Annotated in this window: 17 protein-coding genes; 11 read left to right on the top strand and 6 right to left on the bottom strand. The window is 30.4% G+C overall.

Annotated features, from left to right (window positions below; all coding sequences use genetic code 11):
- The first annotated feature begins 5 nt into the window (after positions 1-5).
- Positions 6-2,390 (top strand): outer membrane beta-barrel family protein, encoded by a 2,385-nt coding sequence (locus tag QHG34_RS06650; RefSeq protein ID WP_282629421.1) that lies wholly within the window; start codon positions 6-8, stop codon positions 2,388-2,390.
- A 23-nt stretch (positions 2,391-2,413) separates the two neighbouring features.
- Here the strand turns inward: QHG34_RS06650 and QHG34_RS06645 are convergent, their stop codons facing one another.
- The 4 genes from QHG34_RS06645 to QHG34_RS06630 all read right to left on the bottom strand — a co-directional run bounded on the left by QHG34_RS06645 (position 2,414) and on the right by QHG34_RS06630 (position 6,121).
- Positions 2,414-3,697, bottom strand: coding sequence for an MFS transporter (locus QHG34_RS06645; protein ID WP_282629420.1), 1,284 nt, complete (start codon positions 3,695-3,697; stop codon positions 2,414-2,416).
- 97 nt (positions 3,698-3,794) lie between these two features.
- A complete protein-coding gene (locus QHG34_RS06640; protein WP_282629419.1) occupies positions 3,795-4,829 on the bottom strand; it encodes a sulfite exporter TauE/SafE family protein in 1,035 nt (344 codons plus the stop codon).
- A 79-nt stretch (positions 4,830-4,908) separates the two neighbouring features.
- Complete coding sequence (locus tag QHG34_RS06635) at positions 4,909-5,394, bottom strand: GNAT family N-acetyltransferase (protein ID WP_282629418.1); 486 nt, start codon at positions 5,392-5,394, stop codon at positions 4,909-4,911.
- Position 5,395: 1 nt separating this feature from the next.
- On the bottom strand, positions 5,396-6,121 hold the full coding sequence (locus QHG34_RS06630; protein ID WP_282629417.1) for an AAA family ATPase: 726 nt from the start codon (positions 6,119-6,121) through the stop codon (positions 5,396-5,398).
- Between the two features lie 144 nt (positions 6,122-6,265).
- Between QHG34_RS06630 and QHG34_RS06625 the strand changes: the two genes are divergently transcribed.
- Both QHG34_RS06625 and QHG34_RS06620 read left to right on the top strand, forming a co-directional pair.
- A complete protein-coding gene (locus QHG34_RS06625; RefSeq protein WP_282629416.1) occupies positions 6,266-6,658 on the top strand; it encodes a hypothetical protein in 393 nt (130 codons plus the stop codon).
- 44 nt (positions 6,659-6,702) lie between these two features.
- On the top strand, positions 6,703-7,581 hold the full coding sequence (locus tag QHG34_RS06620) for a DUF808 family protein (RefSeq protein ID WP_282629415.1): 879 nt from the start codon (positions 6,703-6,705) through the stop codon (positions 7,579-7,581).
- Between the two features lie 69 nt (positions 7,582-7,650).
- Here the strand turns inward: QHG34_RS06620 and QHG34_RS06615 are convergent, their stop codons facing one another.
- Positions 7,651-8,478, bottom strand: coding sequence for an ABC transporter permease (locus QHG34_RS06615; RefSeq protein WP_282629414.1), 828 nt, complete (start codon positions 8,476-8,478; stop codon positions 7,651-7,653).
- 3 nt (positions 8,479-8,481) lie between these two features.
- On the bottom strand, positions 8,482-9,381 hold the full coding sequence (locus QHG34_RS06610; protein WP_282629413.1) for an ABC transporter ATP-binding protein: 900 nt from the start codon (positions 9,379-9,381) through the stop codon (positions 8,482-8,484).
- Between the two features lie 75 nt (positions 9,382-9,456).
- On the opposite strand from QHG34_RS06610, the gene QHG34_RS06605 reads away from it, so the two are divergent.
- From QHG34_RS06605 to QHG34_RS06570, 8 genes are all read left to right on the top strand, one after another.
- Entirely contained in the window at positions 9,457-10,335 is an 879-nt protein-coding gene (locus tag QHG34_RS06605) for a ChaN family lipoprotein (protein WP_282629412.1), read from the top strand.
- Positions 10,336-10,423: 88 nt separating this feature from the next.
- Positions 10,424-11,794: a Gfo/Idh/MocA family protein gene (locus tag QHG34_RS06600; protein ID WP_282629411.1), complete on the top strand. Its 1,371-nt coding sequence runs from the start codon at positions 10,424-10,426 to the stop codon at positions 11,792-11,794.
- Positions 11,784-12,704, top strand: a complete 921-nt coding sequence (locus QHG34_RS06595) for a nucleotidyltransferase family protein (protein WP_282629410.1) — start codon at positions 11,784-11,786, stop codon at positions 12,702-12,704. The genes QHG34_RS06600 and QHG34_RS06595 overlap by 11 nt, the downstream gene beginning before the upstream one ends.
- Positions 12,705-12,708: 4 nt before the next feature.
- Positions 12,709-13,740 carry a phosphotransferase enzyme family protein gene (locus QHG34_RS06590; RefSeq protein ID WP_282629409.1) on the top strand — a complete coding sequence of 344 codons (1,032 nt, stop codon included), beginning with the start codon at positions 12,709-12,711 and terminating at the stop codon, positions 13,738-13,740.
- Positions 13,712-14,197 (top strand): GNAT family N-acetyltransferase, encoded by a 486-nt coding sequence (locus QHG34_RS06585; protein WP_282629408.1) that lies wholly within the window; start codon positions 13,712-13,714, stop codon positions 14,195-14,197. The genes QHG34_RS06590 and QHG34_RS06585 overlap by 29 nt, the downstream gene beginning before the upstream one ends.
- Positions 14,198-15,295 carry a Nif3-like dinuclear metal center hexameric protein gene (locus QHG34_RS06580; protein WP_407080902.1) on the top strand — a complete coding sequence of 366 codons (1,098 nt, stop codon included), beginning with the start codon at positions 14,198-14,200 and terminating at the stop codon, positions 15,293-15,295.
- Positions 15,296-15,297: 2 nt separating this feature from the next.
- Positions 15,298-16,083, top strand: a complete 786-nt coding sequence (locus QHG34_RS06575; protein ID WP_282629407.1) for a zinc ribbon domain-containing protein — start codon at positions 15,298-15,300, stop codon at positions 16,081-16,083.
- Positions 16,084-16,219: 136 nt separating this feature from the next.
- The gene (locus QHG34_RS06570; protein WP_282629406.1) at positions 16,220-16,870 is read left to right on the top strand and encodes a hypothetical protein; all 651 of its coding nucleotides are present in this window, start codon (positions 16,220-16,222) and stop codon (positions 16,868-16,870) included.
- Positions 16,871-16,892 lie beyond the last annotated feature (22 nt).

The raw sequence follows: 16,892 nt of genomic DNA, 5'->3' as shown, positions 1-16,892 counted from the left end.
CTAATATGAACAAATTATTTATTCCAATACTTTTATTTGCCACCACAACTATTTTTGCACAACAGCAATATAAAGGAGCTCTACATTATTCGGATCAAAAACCAGTTGCGTTAACTGATATTATTATCTTAAAAGATAATCAAATTGTTGAAGAAATTTCTACAGATGAAAACGGAATGTTTTCGGTAGCATTAGCAAACGGAAAATATACTTTCCGAATGGAAGAAGCTGGTGTATTGATTCATTCTGTTGAACTAGTAATTGATCAGAACCAAGATTTAGGCGTTATTATTGTTCCAAAAACTGAAAACATTACTTTAAAAGAAACTGTAGTAAAAAGTCAGAAAAAGCTTGTTGAGAAAAAAGTAGATCGAATTATTTTCAATGCAGATATGGCTGAAGGTGCAAGAGGAGGAGATGCGATTGATTTACTGAAACTTGCTCCACGTGTAAAAGTTGATAATGATGTTGTTTCAATTATCGGAAAAAGTAATTTGCGTGTAATGGTTGATGATCGTTTGCTAGAAATCTCAGGTGAACAATTGATTAATTATTTAAAAACGCTTCGAGCAGATGATATCGAAAAGATAGAGATTATTACAAATCCTCCTGCAAAATATCAAGTTGCAGGGAATAGCGGTATTTTGAATATTGTTCTAAAATCTGGAAAAAAAGATTCTTGGAATGGTACTTTATCGTCATCGTTACAACATTATATCAAACCATATTGGAACAATAGTGCATCGTTTAATTATCGTAAAAATAAATGGACTGTTGTGTCAAATATTTTTGGAGGTTTTGGAGAGTATGATGGTATTGGTCAATCTGATATTTATTTTACAAAAACAAATGAAGTTTGGACCGAAAGAGAAAAAAATAGTGGAAAAAACAGAAATATAGGAGGAAAATTAGGATTAGATTATCAACTTTCGGATAAGTTAACAACAGGTTTTACAATAGACTTATATGAAGGTAATCGCAAAGGATCGGGCGGAACAAAAACTACAGTTAATAGTTTAGATAAAAACGAATTGTTAAGTTATATTTTAAATGATAGAAACGGATCAAGAAGTAACACGAAATACAATACGCTAAATTATCATGTGATTTATAAAATGGACACAATTGGTAAGAAGTTAACGTTTGATTTTGACTGGGTAAATTTTAATAACAGTAATACAAGTGTTACTTCAAACCGTTTTTTTGATTCAAAAAATATTGAAGATAAATCGGCTTTTCAAGGGAATAAAAGTTTATCTGATCAAAAAGCAAATAATTATAGCTTGAATGTCGACATGGAACATCCTATAAATAAGTGGAAATTAAATTATGGAGGACGTTACAGTTGGACGAGTAATGATAGCGATAATCAATTCTTTAACACAAGTTCTGGTGCACCAATTTATGATGAAAACCAAAGTAATGGATTTTATTATGATGAAAATATTTTTGCGCTGTATGCTTCTGTAGAAAAAGATCTTTCAGAAAAATGGTCTGCAAAAGTTGGTTTGCGTTACGAAAATACTGATGCTAAAGGTTTTTCACCTCAAGAAAACCAACACGATAAATATAAATATGATGGATTATTTCCGACAGCTTATTTAATGTATAAAGCATCAGAGAATCATTCGTTCAGTATCAATGTAGGGCGTCGTATAGAACGTCCTTTTATGGGACAATTGAATCCGTTCAGAACTATTTATTCGCCATATTCTTTTGCACAAGGTAATCCAAATTTAAAACCTTCTTATTCTTATAATTACGAATTGGAATATGCGTTTAAAGATTTAGCTGTTACAACTTTATATTATCGTAATTCTACAAACGAAATTAGTCAAGTAGTCATTGTAAATCCTGATCAGAATACACAAAATTGGATGCCATTTAATTACGCAGACTCTAAAAGTTATGGAATTAGCGAGAATATAAACTTTAAGCTTTTAAAATGGTGGAAAGTGAATGGAGCAATCGATTTGTATTACAAAAAAACGGAAGGAATTATTCCAGAAACAAATTATGTACTAGATGGTTTTACGGGAGAATTTCGTTTAACAAATAACCTTGAATTAAATAAAGCGAAAACGTTATTGTTTAATCATACCACAAATTATACAACAAAATCAATAGACGGAATTTCAAGAAGTAGAGCAGCTTGGGGAACATCTTTAGGTTTTAGAGCATTATTTCTTGCTAAAAAATTGGAGTTATCACTTAATCTTAGCAATGTTTTAAAAGATAGAGCTTGGCAAGATACTAGTTATAGTAACAATACAAAGTTTGTTTATACTGGACAATCTGCACGATATTATCGTTTTAGTGTAACCTATAATTTTGGAAAGAAATTTAATATAGAACAGTCAAAAAGTAGTTCGGAGAAAAATAGATTATAAAAAAATAAAGCTCAATTTGAGCTTTATTTTTTTTCCATTTTATAGAATAATAAGATGACAAAACTAATTGCAAACGAAACGCCCATAGCAAGTGCAGAAGCTTTCATTCCGCCCGAATATTCAATTAATAATCCATAAATAACTAAACCTAAAAACAAGGCAGATTTCTCAAAAACATCATAAAAACTAAAATAGGTTGTTGTGTCTTCTGTTTCTGGTAATAATTTGGCATAAGTTGAGCGAGAAAGTGCTTGAATTCCACCCATTACCAAGCCAACCATTGCTGCCATTATATAGAATTGAGTTTTTACATTTGGATCATTTTTATTGATTAAATAACCAATAATACATGTGATAATCCAGATAAAAATACCGATTAACAATGTTTTTTTGTTTCCTATTTTACCAGATAGAAAAGAGAATAGCCAAGCTCCTAAAACAGCTTCTATCTGAATTAAAAGAATAGTTAAAATTAATTCTGAAGATTCCATTCCAATTTCTGAACTTCCAAATAAAGCGGCCATCAAGAAAATGGTTTGCATGGCTAAACTATAAAAGAAAAATCCAGCTAAAAATATTCTTAAGTTTTTGAATTGATTTAAGTGATGAAACGTTTCTTTCAAAGATTTGAAACTCGATTTGATAATATCTTTCGGAATTTCGCGGTTTAATTTTTTATTTGGTAAAGTTCTTAAGGCTATTTGCCCAAAACCAATCCACCAAAATCCTGTCAATAAAAAGCTTAATCGCGTAAAAAAGCCTTGTTTTTCTTCTGGTGCAAATTGTATCATCGCTAAACAAATTGTAAGTAACACGACAGAGCCAATGTACCCAAACATATAGCCGTGTGCCGAAACTTTGTCCATTTTTTCTTCTGAAACTATTTCTGGTAAATAGGCGTTGTAAAATACTAAACTTCCCCAAAAGCCTATACTTGCAGTGATGTTAAGTAATAATCCTAACCAATTTAAACTTGAATCTGAATAAAAAAACATTCCCATGCAAGAAAGAGATCCTAAGTAACAGAAAAAACGTAAAAATTTGATTTTGTTTCCAATTACATCCGCTATTGATGATAAAACGGGTGACATAACAATTACAATAAAAAAGGCGATTGCTAAGGAGAAATTAAATGCAGTTTCTGGTAGAAGACCTAATATTTTGGTTGGATTTTCTGAACTAGAAAGCGTTAAAGCTCCGTAATATACAGGGAAAATTGCTGAAGCAATAACTAATGAATGCACAGAATTTGCCCAATCATAAGAAACCCAAGCTTTGACTAATTTTGGGGTGTCTTTTTGTATCATATGTTTTTTTGTAGTATTTAGACGCTAAACTTAAGAAAAATAACGAAAAGGAATTGTTATTATTTTTAAAATTGATACAATCGTTTACTTTTAATGTTTAGTCAAATTTTAATTTAGTTAATTTCTTGTCTTTAATATAGTAAAATTCATAGCTATCTTCTCCAATCTTGAAAACTTTCTCTAAATGAATTTCGTCGTAATTAGCTAAAATTTCGTTGTATTTTTTCAATAAATTATCAGGTAATTCGTTTGGATGAATTGGACGTTCTACTTCAAATTCACCATCTAAAGAATATTCTAATACAAAATCACTGTTGCGCCATTTTAGTGTTGTTTGGTTTTCATCTCCTTTTTCGATAGTAGAAATGTGTATATTATCTTGATTGATTATTTTTTGAGAACTTGTATAAAAAAGTGTGATGCCAGAAACCACCATTGCAGCATATCCCACTTTTCTGAAAATAAAATCGCTGAAAAATGGTAAGATATATTTGACAGTATATGACGAAACGATAGAAGCCAAAGCAATCGCTAAACCAAGTAACAAAGCATTTTTTGAGTATAAACCAAGAATAATATAGATAACGAGCTTGATTAAATGCAAAATGATTTCGTTTGCAGCTCGTGTAGCGATGATTTCTTCTTTTGTTAAACCATACTTTAGGTAAAATCGATTAAATAATAAACCAATTGCGCCTGTAATTCCTGAAACAAATCCAGCTAAAAACCCAACAATTGCTAAAATGTATTTTGGAGAAGGTTTCTCCTCTTTATTTTGTTCTTTTTTAGTTAAAAATAATTGAGGAACATTTGCTATCAGTAATACAGCAACAATTAATTGTAAGTAAATAGGGTTGATGTATTTGATTAGATACGCTCCCATTAGGACAGCAGGAATAGAAAATGGTACAAACCAAAAAAAGATTTTCCAATGTACAGATTTTCGGAAAGCAGCAATACGAGAAGCAGAGCTTGTAAAAGTTCCGATTGTTAACGAAAATGGTACAACTGATGTTGGAATAATTAAATTGAGAATCGGAATAAGAATCAAGCTTGCTCCACCACCACAAATTGCACTTATCCAAAAAGCTAATATTGCGCCAAGAAATAATATGAAAATATTAAAAACCATTACATCTAGTTGTTTACAGATGTAAATTTAGGCTGTGTTGTAAAATTTATTGGTAGCGAAAATTGAATTTAAGCGAAACTTAAGAATTGAAAATGTGGTACTGATATAAATTTAAATTAGGATGAACAGTTTGAGAGATTGATTGAAAAAGATTTTTCTCTAAAACTTTGCACGAAGAAAGGTTGCCTTTTTTTACCCAAGCTTCTAATAGATGAAATTTTTTAGAAATCAATTCATTTATCATAATTTTTACAACAGAACTTCCGTAGCCTTTGTTCCAAAATTTTTCGTCAATAGAATAGCCAATAATGGCTTTGTCACCAACTGGTTGATACATTATTGTTCCGATTAAAATATTTGATTGTTTTTCTATGATAGCAAAGCGAAACTCATACGATGTTTGTTTCATTTCTTTATCACGAGTCAACATTTTGTAGGCATCATCAATCGTTTTCATTGGTTCAGTTTCACGAAACTTCATAGCTTCGGCGTTTGAGTAAATTTCGAACAAACGATTTGCATCCGATTCTTCTAATTCTCTAAAATAAACTCTTTCGTCTTCCATATTAATCCGTTACTTTAGATAATTCTTGTTGCTCCAGCTTTTTAATCAATAACGATTTTACACTTGTTAGCGCATAATCTTTGGCTTCGGCAAAAGAGATTTCATATTTTCGGTTCAGATGTTTAATATCTTCCGGAAAAGTAGCTAAAATTTTATCATAATAATCGTCTAACATTTCTGGAGTAGGCATTTTGAAATCAACTTTTAACTGAAATCTTCTCAATAGAGCAACATCAATGATATGAGCGTGATTTGTTGCAGCAATCAATAACGAGTTTTGTGGCAGATAATCAATCAACTGAATTACAGTATTGACTAATCGTCGCATTTCTCCAACATCTTTGTCATCATTTCCGCGCGCTTTACCAATTTGATCAAATTCGTCTAAAAAAAGAATGGCTTTTTCTCGTGCAGCTTTATCAAAAAGCATTCGAATATTTTGAGAAGTTTCGCCAATTCGAGACGAAACAATGTTGCTAAGATTAAGAATCAATATAGGTTTTCCGATTTCATGAGCAATTGCTTTTGCAGATGTTGTTTTTCCGCAACCAGAAAAACCATGTAATAAAATTTTGTTGTTAACAGGTAAATTGTATTTGTTCAATTCCTCTATATATCGATGTTCTTTAACTAGTTGTTTTACTTTTTGTAAATTATCATCATCCAAAAAAACATCATTCAAAGAAATTTCTTCTTTATCATCAACAATCAAATCATATACATTCATACTCCGAAAATTAGAAAAGCAAAATTAATGATTTTGAAAATGAATTCGTAAGCAATCTGAATAATAAATTTTGTCATGTAATGAGGCATATTTTATTCGTTATTTTTTTGAATTAGTTTAACTTTATCGCGAAATAATCAATCTATGAAAAACATACTTTTAACAATTGCTTTGTTTGTAAGTACATTTAGTTTTGCTCAATCAAAAGTGTTTGTAGGTGAAGCATATCAAGCTGCAGCTGATGCACTTTTTAATGTTGAGCTAACTATCACAAAAGATAAAAAATACTTAATCAATTATACATCAGAAGGATGTAGTGGAGAGCTTAAGTTTATTAAAGAAGATGAACTGGGTTTTTTATATTTTAAAGAAAAAATTACGAAAGGAAAAGATGTTTGTCAAGATGGTTTAAACGTTTATCTTATTTATACAGATGAAGATAAAAAGACGTTGAATTTTAAAGCTGAAGCTACAGAAAAGGAAGATGACTTTTTTCGAACTTTAGGTGATTTAACTTTAAAAGAAAATCAAAAATAATCAATCAATAGTTTTACATTTACAACACAAATTTTAATAGAAATATGGCTTCAGGAATATTTGCAGTATTAGACGATATTGCAGCTTTGATGGACGATGTAGCGGTTACGAGCAAAGTAGCAGCAAGTAAAACAGCGGGAATTTTAGGTGATGATTTAGCCGTAAATGCAGAAAAAGCAACGGGTTTTTTATCCTCACGAGAGATTCCTGTTTTATGGGCAATTACAAAAGGTTCTTTTATCAATAAGTTAATTATTGTACCAATTGTTTTATTACTTAATCATTATTTGCCGGATGCAGTAAAATACGTTTTGATTGTTGGTGGATTTTATTTGGCTTTTGAAGGAGTTGAAAAAATTATCGAATTTATTTTTCATCGTGCTAAAAAAGGAAAAGAAGTAATAGAGGAAGATCATAAAGAGGAAAAGAAAGAGGTATCAGAAAAATCAAAAGTAAAATCTGCAATTACAACAGATTTTATTTTATCAATAGAGATTGTCATTATTGCTTTAAGTACAGTTTTAGAAGAACCTTGGATGATTCAAATACTTACCGTTTCTGCTATTGCAATTATTGCAACAGTTGGTGTTTATGGTATTGTAGCTTTAATTGTTCGTATGGACGATGCGGGTTACAAATTAATCAAAGTATCAAATGATAAAGGAGCTGTCTCTTCTTTAGGACATTTTTTAGTGAATGCACTACCTTTTGTTATTAAAATATTAGGTTTTGTAGGTACAATTGCTTTGTTGATGGTATCTGGACAAATATTTGCTCATAACATAGATTATATTCACCATCATTTACCTACAAATGTTCCGGTTATGATTAGTGAAATTATCGTAGCTCTAATAGCAGGATTGATTGTTGTTGCATTAGTTACAATTTTTAAGAAACTATTTAATATAAAAAGTAGTCATTAAGATATAAATGCAAAAAAGCCTCCAAATTTTGGAGGCTTTTTCTATGTTATTATTTTATCAAAAGTTGTTTTACAAATCTCTTTTCTTGATGATAAATAATGATAATCCTAAGAAAAGAATAATGTAAAATACACTGATTCCAAAAAACTCCCATTGTACATGGTCTGCAGTAAAGAGTTTCTTCCCCATCATTGCTTCGCTAATATCCATAGAAGGATAATCGATTATTTTTGAATTAGAGTTTAAAGGTAAATAATCTGTAAAAAATGTAGCGTCTTTACCTTCAGCAGGATTATTTCTAAATCTAACTAAAAATTCAGCACCTTTTAAGATAGATTCTGTAATGTTTAGCACAATTAAAGAAAGAATTGCAAAAGCACTTTTCTTTAATAAAAAAGATAAAAACATAGCAAAAACTATGTAAGCAAATATTTCTACAAAATATCCTGCTAAAAATTCAATTCCATTTACAAAGTCAAATTTCTCACTAAAGATAGAGCCTAAAGTGAAAACTAAAACTGCAACCAATAATGATGATAAAAGCGTAATCGCTAAATTCATCAACACTTTTGTATTTAAAAATTCTGTTTTCGTTAAACCATCAATAGTGTTTTGTTTGAAAGTTCCGAAAGAATATTCATTTGTAATATTATTAATCACAATAATAGCTAAGAAGAATTTTCCAAAGCCTATCAACCAAGTGATATTGTGCCAAATTGCAGGAAAGTCTAAAGCACCAAGTTTGATGAAATTAATTTCTAAACCATTAATATTTGGTTTTATATTAGGTAAAGTAGCACCCATTAATGCAATCATTACAAAATATAAAATGATAAATACACGTGTACCTGTGTTGTAGAATATTTTATTCCATTCTATTTTTAATAATCTATTCATGGCTTAGTTTTTTTGGTTTTGAATTAATTGGAAGAATTGTTGCTCTAAAGATTCTTTTCGTTTTATAAGATGATTGACGATAATTCCTTGCTCAAACAATAATTTATTTACTTCAGCAGGATCTTTTTCTTCACTTAAAACAGCTACAATTTTGGTGTTGTTTTTTGTTACTTTACTTACAAAAGGAAGTGTTTTTAGAGTATATTCTAAACTTTCCATATTGCTTGCAGAAACTTCTATAGTACCAAAGCTCGAGTTCATTTGATCTACCGAACCTGCATAAAGCATTTTACCTTGATTAAGTACAACAACATGTGAACACACTTTTTCTACTTCATCTAATAAGTGACTTGCCAAAATAATTGTTGTTCCTTGTTCTGCAATTTTTATAATTAACTCTCTAATTTGGATAATTCCTTGCGGATCAAGTCCATTTGTAGGCTCGTCAAGAATCAATACCTCAGGATCATTAAGTAAGGCTCCAGCAATTGCCAAACGTTGCTTCATTCCTAAAGAATAATGCTGAAATTTATCTTTTTTACGTGATAAAAGTCCAACTAATTCAAGTTTTTCGTCAATTTTACTATAATCAGCTTCCTTAATATCAGCAACAATCTCAAGATTTTTTTGGGCAGATAAATAAGGGTAAAATTTTGGACTTTCTATAATAGCACCAATTTTTTTAAGCGAATTTGTATTTGGTTCCTCACCAAACCATTTCCATGAGCCATTTGTAGGATTAATAACGTTAAGTATCATTCCTAATGTAGTAGATTTTCCACTACCATTGGGACCAAGCAGTCCATAAACATTTCCTTTTTCTACAGAAAAGCTAATGTCATTAACAGCAGTAAAACTGCCAAATCGTTTTGTAAGTTGGTTTATTTCAAGAACTTTATTCATAGTAGATGAATTTTATTTACTTAATATGTATTGTTTTTTGTTATTTTGTTACAATCAAGGATTAATTGAATTTGAATGAAGAAGATTATTTGTATTCTAGTTACTTTTTTTTCGCTAAATCTTACTGCGCAAGAGCTAATGAATTATCAAATTTATAATAAAAAAGAGAAAAAAGTCGATTTTGGATCAATGATAAAAGAGTTGTCCAAATATGATGTTGTACTTTTTGGTGAGTATCATAATAATGCAATAAATCATTGGTTGCAATTACAAACTACAAAAGCGTTGTATCAGATTAAAAAGGATCAATTAATTCTTGGAGCTGAAATGTTTGAACGTCATCAACAGAGTAACTTATCTGATTATGTTACGGGTAAGATTACAGATAAAGATTTTCAGACGAATACTAAATTGTGGCAAAACTATGGCACGGATTATAAGCCATTGGTAGATTTTGCAAAAGATCATCAACTAAAATTCGTTGCAACAAATGTAACAAGAAAGTATGCTTCTTATGTTGCTAAGAATGGATTATCAAGTTTAGATACTATTTCTGATGAAGAAAAATCATTCATAGTAAAATTACCATTAACTATAGATTATAAAGCACCAGGATATCCAGAAATGATGAGTATGATGGGCGAACATGCTGGTGAAAAAGCAAAACAATTTGTTGCAGCGCAAGCATTAAAAGATGCTACGATGGCTGAGTCTATTTTGAACAATTTTGAGCAAGGAAATTTGTTTATACACTTCAATGGTGACTATCATTCTAAAAATTATGGTGGTATTTATTGGTTTCTGCAACGTGAAAAACCAAAATTGAAGATTGCAGTGATAGAAATCCTAGAGTCGAGTGGTGAAAAATTATCTATTCTAGACTCAGAATCGGAAAATTATTCGGCTACAGAATTTATAATAGTATTTCCTAAGGATTTTCCAAAATCATACTAATATTAGGTTGAATTAATTACAATATTTGAATCTTTTTTAATATTTTGCAATCTTAAAAATTTTAAGAAAACAAAATTCAAAAACCACTATGGACAGAAGAAATTTTATTAAATCTACTGCTGCAGCTTCTACTGTAGCTTTGGTATCTCCTGATTCTTTATTCGATTTTTCAGGAAAAATAACTAAAGTAAAAGTAGGTATGGTTGCTTGCGGGATGAGAGGACAAGTTCATCTTGATGAGTTATTAAAAAGAAATGATGTCGAAGTTGTTGCTATTGCAGAGCCAGATCAAAGAATGATTGATCGTTGTAACAAAATTTTCGCAAAACATAAAAAGAAACCAGCTAAATACATCAAAGGTTTAGATGGATACAAACAGTTATATAAAGACAAAAAAATTCATGCAGTTGTAATTTCTTCTCCTTGGGAATTTCATGCTGAACAAGCAATTGCAGCAATGAAAGCTGGTAAAATTGTAGGTTTAGAAGTGTGTGGAGCTATGAATTTACAAGAGTGTTGGGATTATGTAGATACATACGAAAAAACGAAAGTTCCTGTATTTATGATGGAAAACGTATGTTACCGTCGTGATATTATGGCTGTAATGAACATGGTTCGTAAAGGAATGTTCGGAACTATTTTACATGGTCAAGGTGGTTACCAACACGATTTAAGAAACGTATTATTTAATGACGGTAAACAACCTTATGGTGGAGGAGTTGAATTCGGAGAAAAAGGTTTCTCAGAAGCTGCTTGGCGTACAGATCATTATGTAAAGCGTAATGCAGAGTTATATCCAACACATGGTTTAGGTCCTGTAGGAACTATGTTTGATGTAAATAGAGGAAATCGTATTACACATCTTACTTCTATGGCTTCTAAACAAGCTGGTCTTACAGATTATATCGTGAAAAATGGAGGTGCAGATCATCCAAATGCGAAAGTAAAATTCAAACAAGGTGATATTGTACAAACAATGTTACAATGTGAGAACGGAGAAACTATTTTATTAACACATGATACATCATTACAACGTCCTTATAACTTAGGTTTCCGTGTACAAGGAACAGATGGTATTTGGCAAGATATTGGTTCAGGAGGATTTAATCAAGGATTTATCTATTTTGAGAAAGATATGAATCACTCTCACAAATGGGGTAACTCTGAAGATTATTTAAAAACACACGATCACCCATATTGGACAAAATATCAAACTCAAGCAGAAGGAGCAGGACATGGAGGAATGGATTTCTTCTTAATGAATGACTTTATCGAATGTATTAAAGCAAACAAAGAATTCCCTTTTGATGTTTATGATTTAGCAACTTGGTATGCAGTAACTCCTTTAAGTGAAAAATCAATCGAAGGAAACGGAGCATCTCAAGAAATGCCAGACTTTACAAGAGGAAAATATAAAACGAGAAAACCGGTATTCGGATTCGAAAATTATGGAGTATAAAGCACTATCATTAGTCATTTTGGCTGGAGGAATGGGAAGCCGTTACAAAGGTCAAAAACAAATTGATCCAATAGGACCAAGCAAAGAAACATTAATGGAATATTCTATTTATGATGCTTTTTCTTGTGGAATCAAACATTATGTATTCATTATCAATGAACATTTGAATAATGAAACAAAAAAGTATTTTCAGAATATTATTGAAAGTAAAGGAGGTTCTGTAGAATTTGTTTTACAAACAACTTATACTGCAGTACCAAGAAGTATTTACGATACAATAGAACAACGCGAAAAACCTTGGGGAACTGGACATGCGTTATTAATTACGAAAAATCATTTAAATAATCCATTTATTGTGATTAATGCAGATGATTTTTATGGACGAAAAGCTTTTGAAAAAGCAAGCGAATTAGTTCAACAAGATAAAATTACGGCAAATAGCTATGGTATGGTTGCTTATAAGTTAGCCAATACAATTAGTGAAAATGGTTCTGTTTCAAGAGGTGTTTGTACCGTAGAAAATGGTTTGTTAGCAAATGTTGTAGAACGTACAAATATCTTTTCTAATGAGGAAGGAGAAATTGTATACGAAGAAAACGATGTTGTAGCACCATTAGATGAGAGTTCTCCTGTATCAATGAATTTCTTTGTACTTCATCCATCTATTTTTAGAAATTTAGAAGATAAATTTGAAGAATTTCTAAAAGAGAACGCATCTCAACTTAAGGCAGAATTCTTTTTACCTAAAGTTGTCAATGATATGATTAAAGAAGATCAATTAGAGGTGATTGTAAAACAATCTGATGATAATTGGTTCGGAATGACATATCCGGAAGATAGAGAAGTAGTTGTAAATTCTATTCAAAATTTAATCAACGATCAAAAGTATCCAAACGCACTTTGGAAGTAGTATAATGGAGAAAATATTAAAACATTATTTCAAAAATATTGATCAAGTAAGTGTTAATCCAATCAATTCTGGTTGGATTAATTCTACTTATGAGGTTGAGTATGAAGGAAAAAAATATATTTTACAAAAAATCAATACACACGTTTTTCCACAACCAGAAGTAATTTCAAACAATATTGATATTATTTCGAATCATCTAAAAGCTAAAAATTATCAAAATTCAGTAATTGAAATTGTAAAAGATTTGCAGGGTAATTTATTAGCAAAAGAAGATGGTGAAATTTGGAGAATGACATCCTTTATTCCAAATTCTATTTGTTTTGAGAAAGTAGAATCTGCAGAACAAGCATATGAAGCTGCTAAAACAATCAGTGAGTTTCATTCATATTTATCTGATGTAAATGTAGATGAAATTCATCCTTCAATTGTAGGGTTTTTAGATTATCAGAAACGTGTCAACGATTTTAAGAAAGCATTAGAAAATGCTTCAACTGAACGCTTAGAAGAAACAAAAGAAGAAGTCGCTTATATTTTAGATAATTTATATCAAATTGAAGATTATCTTAAAATTGATTTTCCAAAACGTGTTGTTCATGCTGATGCAAAAATCAGTAATTTCTTATTCAACAATGATAATCATTCGCAAGCTATCGCAGTTATAGATTGGGATACAATAATGCCTGGGAACATTATGTGCGATTTTGGAGACATGATTCGTACCTATGCAAATCTAAAGGCAGAAGACGATCCGAATGGTGAAAATGGATTTTCAGAAGACTATTATTTAGCTGTTAAAGATGGTTTTCAGGAACATTTAAAAAATGTCTTGACTCCAACTGAGCTTGACAATATGGATTTTGTTGCGTATATTGTAATTTATATTCAGGCGGTAAGATTTTTGGCAGATTATTTAGAAAACGATATTTATTATTCGATTTCTTATCCAAAACAAAATCTTAATCGTACGATAAATCAAATCAATTTATTAAAAGCATTAACAAAATTTCATGAAGAAAATTCGGTTCGAAAAATATAAACCTACAGATTTTAATAACTTTTTTAAACTTGTGCAAGATGATGAAGTAATGAAATACATCTCTGGCAAAGGTTTGAGTGAAGAGCAAGCAAATCATAAATTTACATCAATTTTAGAAAAAGGAGAAGTTGATGAAAATTTAGGTTTTTTCAAAGTTTATGATGAAAATGATAATCTTTTAGGTGATTGTAAATTAGTTTACAATAAACACATCGAAAATTCACTTGAAATTGGCTATTTGTTAAAAAAAGAATTTTGGAGAAAAGGTTTTGGGTCAATGATTTGCGAACATTTATTGGCAGAATCAAAAGAAAAATTTCCTGATTTACAAGTAATGGCTGTCATCGATCCTGATAATGTAGCTTCTAAAAAATTATTAGAAAAGTTTAATTTTGAATCGTATTGGAAGGGAATCGAGAATGATTTACCTACAGAAAAATTGCTTTTAAAAAAATAAATGATACGAGTAAAAGATGTCGCATCAGCGATGGAAGAGATAGCGCCTTTGGCGTATGCAGAGGATTTTGATAATGTAGGTTTACTAGTTGGTGATTACAATGATGAGGTTACAGGAATTTTGATTACGTTGGATACAACGCCAGAAGTTGTAGAAGAAGCGATTGAGAAAAATTGTAACTTGATTGTGAGTTTTCATCCAATAATTTTTTCAGGTTTAAAGAAATTGAACGGAAAAAATTATGTTGAAAAAGCAGTGATGACAGCGATCAAAAATGGAATCAATATTTATGCGACGCATACGGCTTTAGATAATTCGAAAGTTGGAGTTAATTTCAAGATTTCTGAGCAATTAGCTTTATTGAATACTAATATTTTAATTCCGAAATCACAAACGATCAAACAATTGATTACCTATGTACCAACCAAACATGTAGAGCAATTGAAATCTTCGTTGTATGAAGCTGGAGCAGGTAAAATTGGTAATTACGATTCGTGTGGATTTACAGTAGAAGGTAGTGGGAATTTTAGACCAATTGCTGGAGCAAATCCTTTTATTGGTGAAATAGGGAAATTGGAAACAGTAAACGAAACACGTATAGAAGTCGTAATGCCACAACATTTGGAAGGTGATATTATGAATGCTTTATTCAAAAACCATCCGTACGAAGAAGTTGCGTATTCTGTTATTTCGTTGAATAATCAGAACAATTATGTTGGAATTGGAATGATTGGAGAATTGGAAAATGAAATGGATGAAATTGATTTTTTCAATTATCTAAAAACTCAAATGAATACGCCAGTTATTCGTCATTCTAAATTATTAAACAAAAAAATAAAGAAAGTTGCTGTACTTGGAGGCTCTGGTGCTTTTGCAATAAAGAATGCAATTTCGGCAGATGCAGACGTTTATATTACGGCTGATTTGAAATATCACGATTTTTTTACAGCTGAAAATAAGCTTGTTTTGGCAGATATTGGACATTTTGAGTCGGAACAGTTTACAAAAAACTTAATAACTTCGTATCTTAAAGAAAAATTTACTAATTTTGTGGTCTTTAATTCTGGAATTAATACCAATCCTGTTAATTATTGTTAACTATGTCTGAAACAAAAAATATCAAAGAACTAAGCGTAGAAGAAAAACTTCGCGCATTATACGACTTACAATTAATTGATTCTCGTTTAGATGAAATCAGAAATACAAGAGGTGAGTTACCTTTAGAAGTGGATGATTTAAGCGATGATGTTGCACAATTAGAAACAAGAATCCAAAAAGTTGTAGACGAAACAAAAGGTTTGGATGAAGAAATTAAATTAAAGAAAGAAGCAATTAAAAATGCTGAAGCTTTAATTAAAAAATATACAAAACAACAAGATAACGTTCGTAATAATCGTGAGTTTGATGCTTTAGCAAAAGAAGTTGAATACCAAGGTTTAGAAATCGAATTGGCTGAGAAACGTATTCGTGAGTTTACAGTTAAAATTTCTCAGAAAGATGCTCAAATTGCAGATTTCAACGAAAAATTAGCTTCGATGAAACAACATTTAGAGCACAAAAAAGCTGAATTAGATACAATTGTAAAAGATACAGAGAAAGAAGAAAGTAATTTAATTAAATTATCTTCTGAATACTCTGCTAAAATCGAACAAAGATTATTAGATGCTTATAACCGTATCAGAAATTCTGTAAAAAATGGTTTAGCTGTTGTACCTGTACAACGTGGAGCTTCTGCAGGATCTTTCTTTACAATTCCACCACAAAGACAAATGGATATTGCTCAACGTAAAAAAATTATCGCTGACGAACATTCAGGTCGTATCTTAGTTGATTTAGAATTAGCTTTAGAAGAACAAGAAAAAATGGAGATTGTTATCAAAGGATAATAATTTTTAAAATATTCATACTAAAAGTGTTGCATTTTTTTGCAACACTTTTTTTATGCAAATAATAGTTGTTATTATTTTTTAGCACGCTATTTGTATTTACGGATAATATTATTAGTTTGAAAATTTAGAAATTATGAAAAAAATTATATTTTTAGCAATGTTAGCTGTTTCTTCGGTATCATTAACTTCTTGTGTTAATACTGATGATGGTTATTATGATGCGCCAGATATTGTAAATGTTGGACAGATTAATTATATGGGACATTCTTTCCCTTTAAGAAATGCTGTAGTTGCAGACATCGAGCAAAAAGATGGAGGATATTATTATGGAGTAGAGTTTTCTACAAATCCTGTTCCTGCAAATGGAAGATTATCTGGAGCATATGTATATATGAAAATTTATCAAAGAGGCGATTTAAAATTTAATGGAACTTATGTTACAGAAAACGATGATCGTGGAATAGATTACATTGAGTACTTTGAAGATCCAATGATGTCTAATTACGAGCCAATAACAGGTTCTGGTTCTATGAATGTATATGATGAAGATTTTAGATCAGGTAGTATGTTCTTAGAAAACTATTTCGATAATTACAACAGAAGTTTATTACGTTCTAATTTTTCTTTAAAAGATCAAAATGGAAATAGTTTGACAGGTGATTTTGATGGATTGTTTGAATTCATTGAGAAATATAAAAAATCTGCAAAAGTAGCTACATCTGCTAAAATATCTACTGAAAGAATTAAAACCGACCGTAAAGGTAATCCGACGAAGTCAAGATAAATTAAAAGCCACTCATCTACGA

The organism is Empedobacter sedimenti, assembly GCF_030005555.1.
Classification (GTDB): domain Bacteria; phylum Bacteroidota; class Bacteroidia; order Flavobacteriales; family Weeksellaceae; genus Empedobacter; species Empedobacter sedimenti.
The sequence above is the reverse complement of the archived record's forward strand: the minus strand, read 5'-3'. Positions and strand labels throughout refer to the sequence as shown.

Excerpts from the sequence above, each read along its gene's own strand:
- QHG34_RS06650 (WP_282629421.1), top strand. The coding sequence starts at position 6 with ATGAACAAATTATTTATTCCAATACTTTTATTTGCCACCACAACTATT.
- QHG34_RS06645 (WP_282629420.1), bottom strand. The coding sequence starts at position 3,697 with ATGATACAAAAAGACACCCCAAAATTAGTCAAAGCTTGGGTTTCTTAT.
- QHG34_RS06640 (WP_282629419.1), bottom strand. The coding sequence starts at position 4,829 with ATGGTTTTTAATATTTTCATATTATTTCTTGGCGCAATATTAGCTTTT.
- QHG34_RS06635 (WP_282629418.1), bottom strand. The coding sequence starts at position 5,394 with ATGGAAGACGAAAGAGTTTATTTTAGAGAATTAGAAGAATCGGATGCA.
- QHG34_RS06630 (WP_282629417.1), bottom strand. The coding sequence starts at position 6,121 with ATGAATGTATATGATTTGATTGTTGATGATAAAGAAGAAATTTCTTTG.
- QHG34_RS06625 (WP_282629416.1), top strand. The coding sequence starts at position 6,266 with ATGAAAAACATACTTTTAACAATTGCTTTGTTTGTAAGTACATTTAGT.
- QHG34_RS06620 (WP_282629415.1), top strand. The coding sequence starts at position 6,703 with ATGGCTTCAGGAATATTTGCAGTATTAGACGATATTGCAGCTTTGATG.
- QHG34_RS06615 (WP_282629414.1), bottom strand. The coding sequence starts at position 8,478 with ATGAATAGATTATTAAAAATAGAATGGAATAAAATATTCTACAACACA.
- QHG34_RS06610 (WP_282629413.1), bottom strand. The coding sequence starts at position 9,381 with ATGAATAAAGTTCTTGAAATAAACCAACTTACAAAACGATTTGGCAGT.
- QHG34_RS06605 (WP_282629412.1), top strand. The coding sequence starts at position 9,457 with ATGAAGAAGATTATTTGTATTCTAGTTACTTTTTTTTCGCTAAATCTT.
- QHG34_RS06600 (WP_282629411.1), top strand. The coding sequence starts at position 10,424 with ATGGACAGAAGAAATTTTATTAAATCTACTGCTGCAGCTTCTACTGTA.
- QHG34_RS06595 (WP_282629410.1), top strand. The coding sequence starts at position 11,784 with ATGGAGTATAAAGCACTATCATTAGTCATTTTGGCTGGAGGAATGGGA.
- QHG34_RS06590 (WP_282629409.1), top strand. The coding sequence starts at position 12,709 with ATGGAGAAAATATTAAAACATTATTTCAAAAATATTGATCAAGTAAGT.
- QHG34_RS06585 (WP_282629408.1), top strand. The coding sequence starts at position 13,712 with ATGAAGAAAATTCGGTTCGAAAAATATAAACCTACAGATTTTAATAAC.
- QHG34_RS06580 (WP_407080902.1), top strand. The coding sequence starts at position 14,198 with ATGATACGAGTAAAAGATGTCGCATCAGCGATGGAAGAGATAGCGCCT.
- QHG34_RS06575 (WP_282629407.1), top strand. The coding sequence starts at position 15,298 with ATGTCTGAAACAAAAAATATCAAAGAACTAAGCGTAGAAGAAAAACTT.
- QHG34_RS06570 (WP_282629406.1), top strand. The coding sequence starts at position 16,220 with ATGAAAAAAATTATATTTTTAGCAATGTTAGCTGTTTCTTCGGTATCA.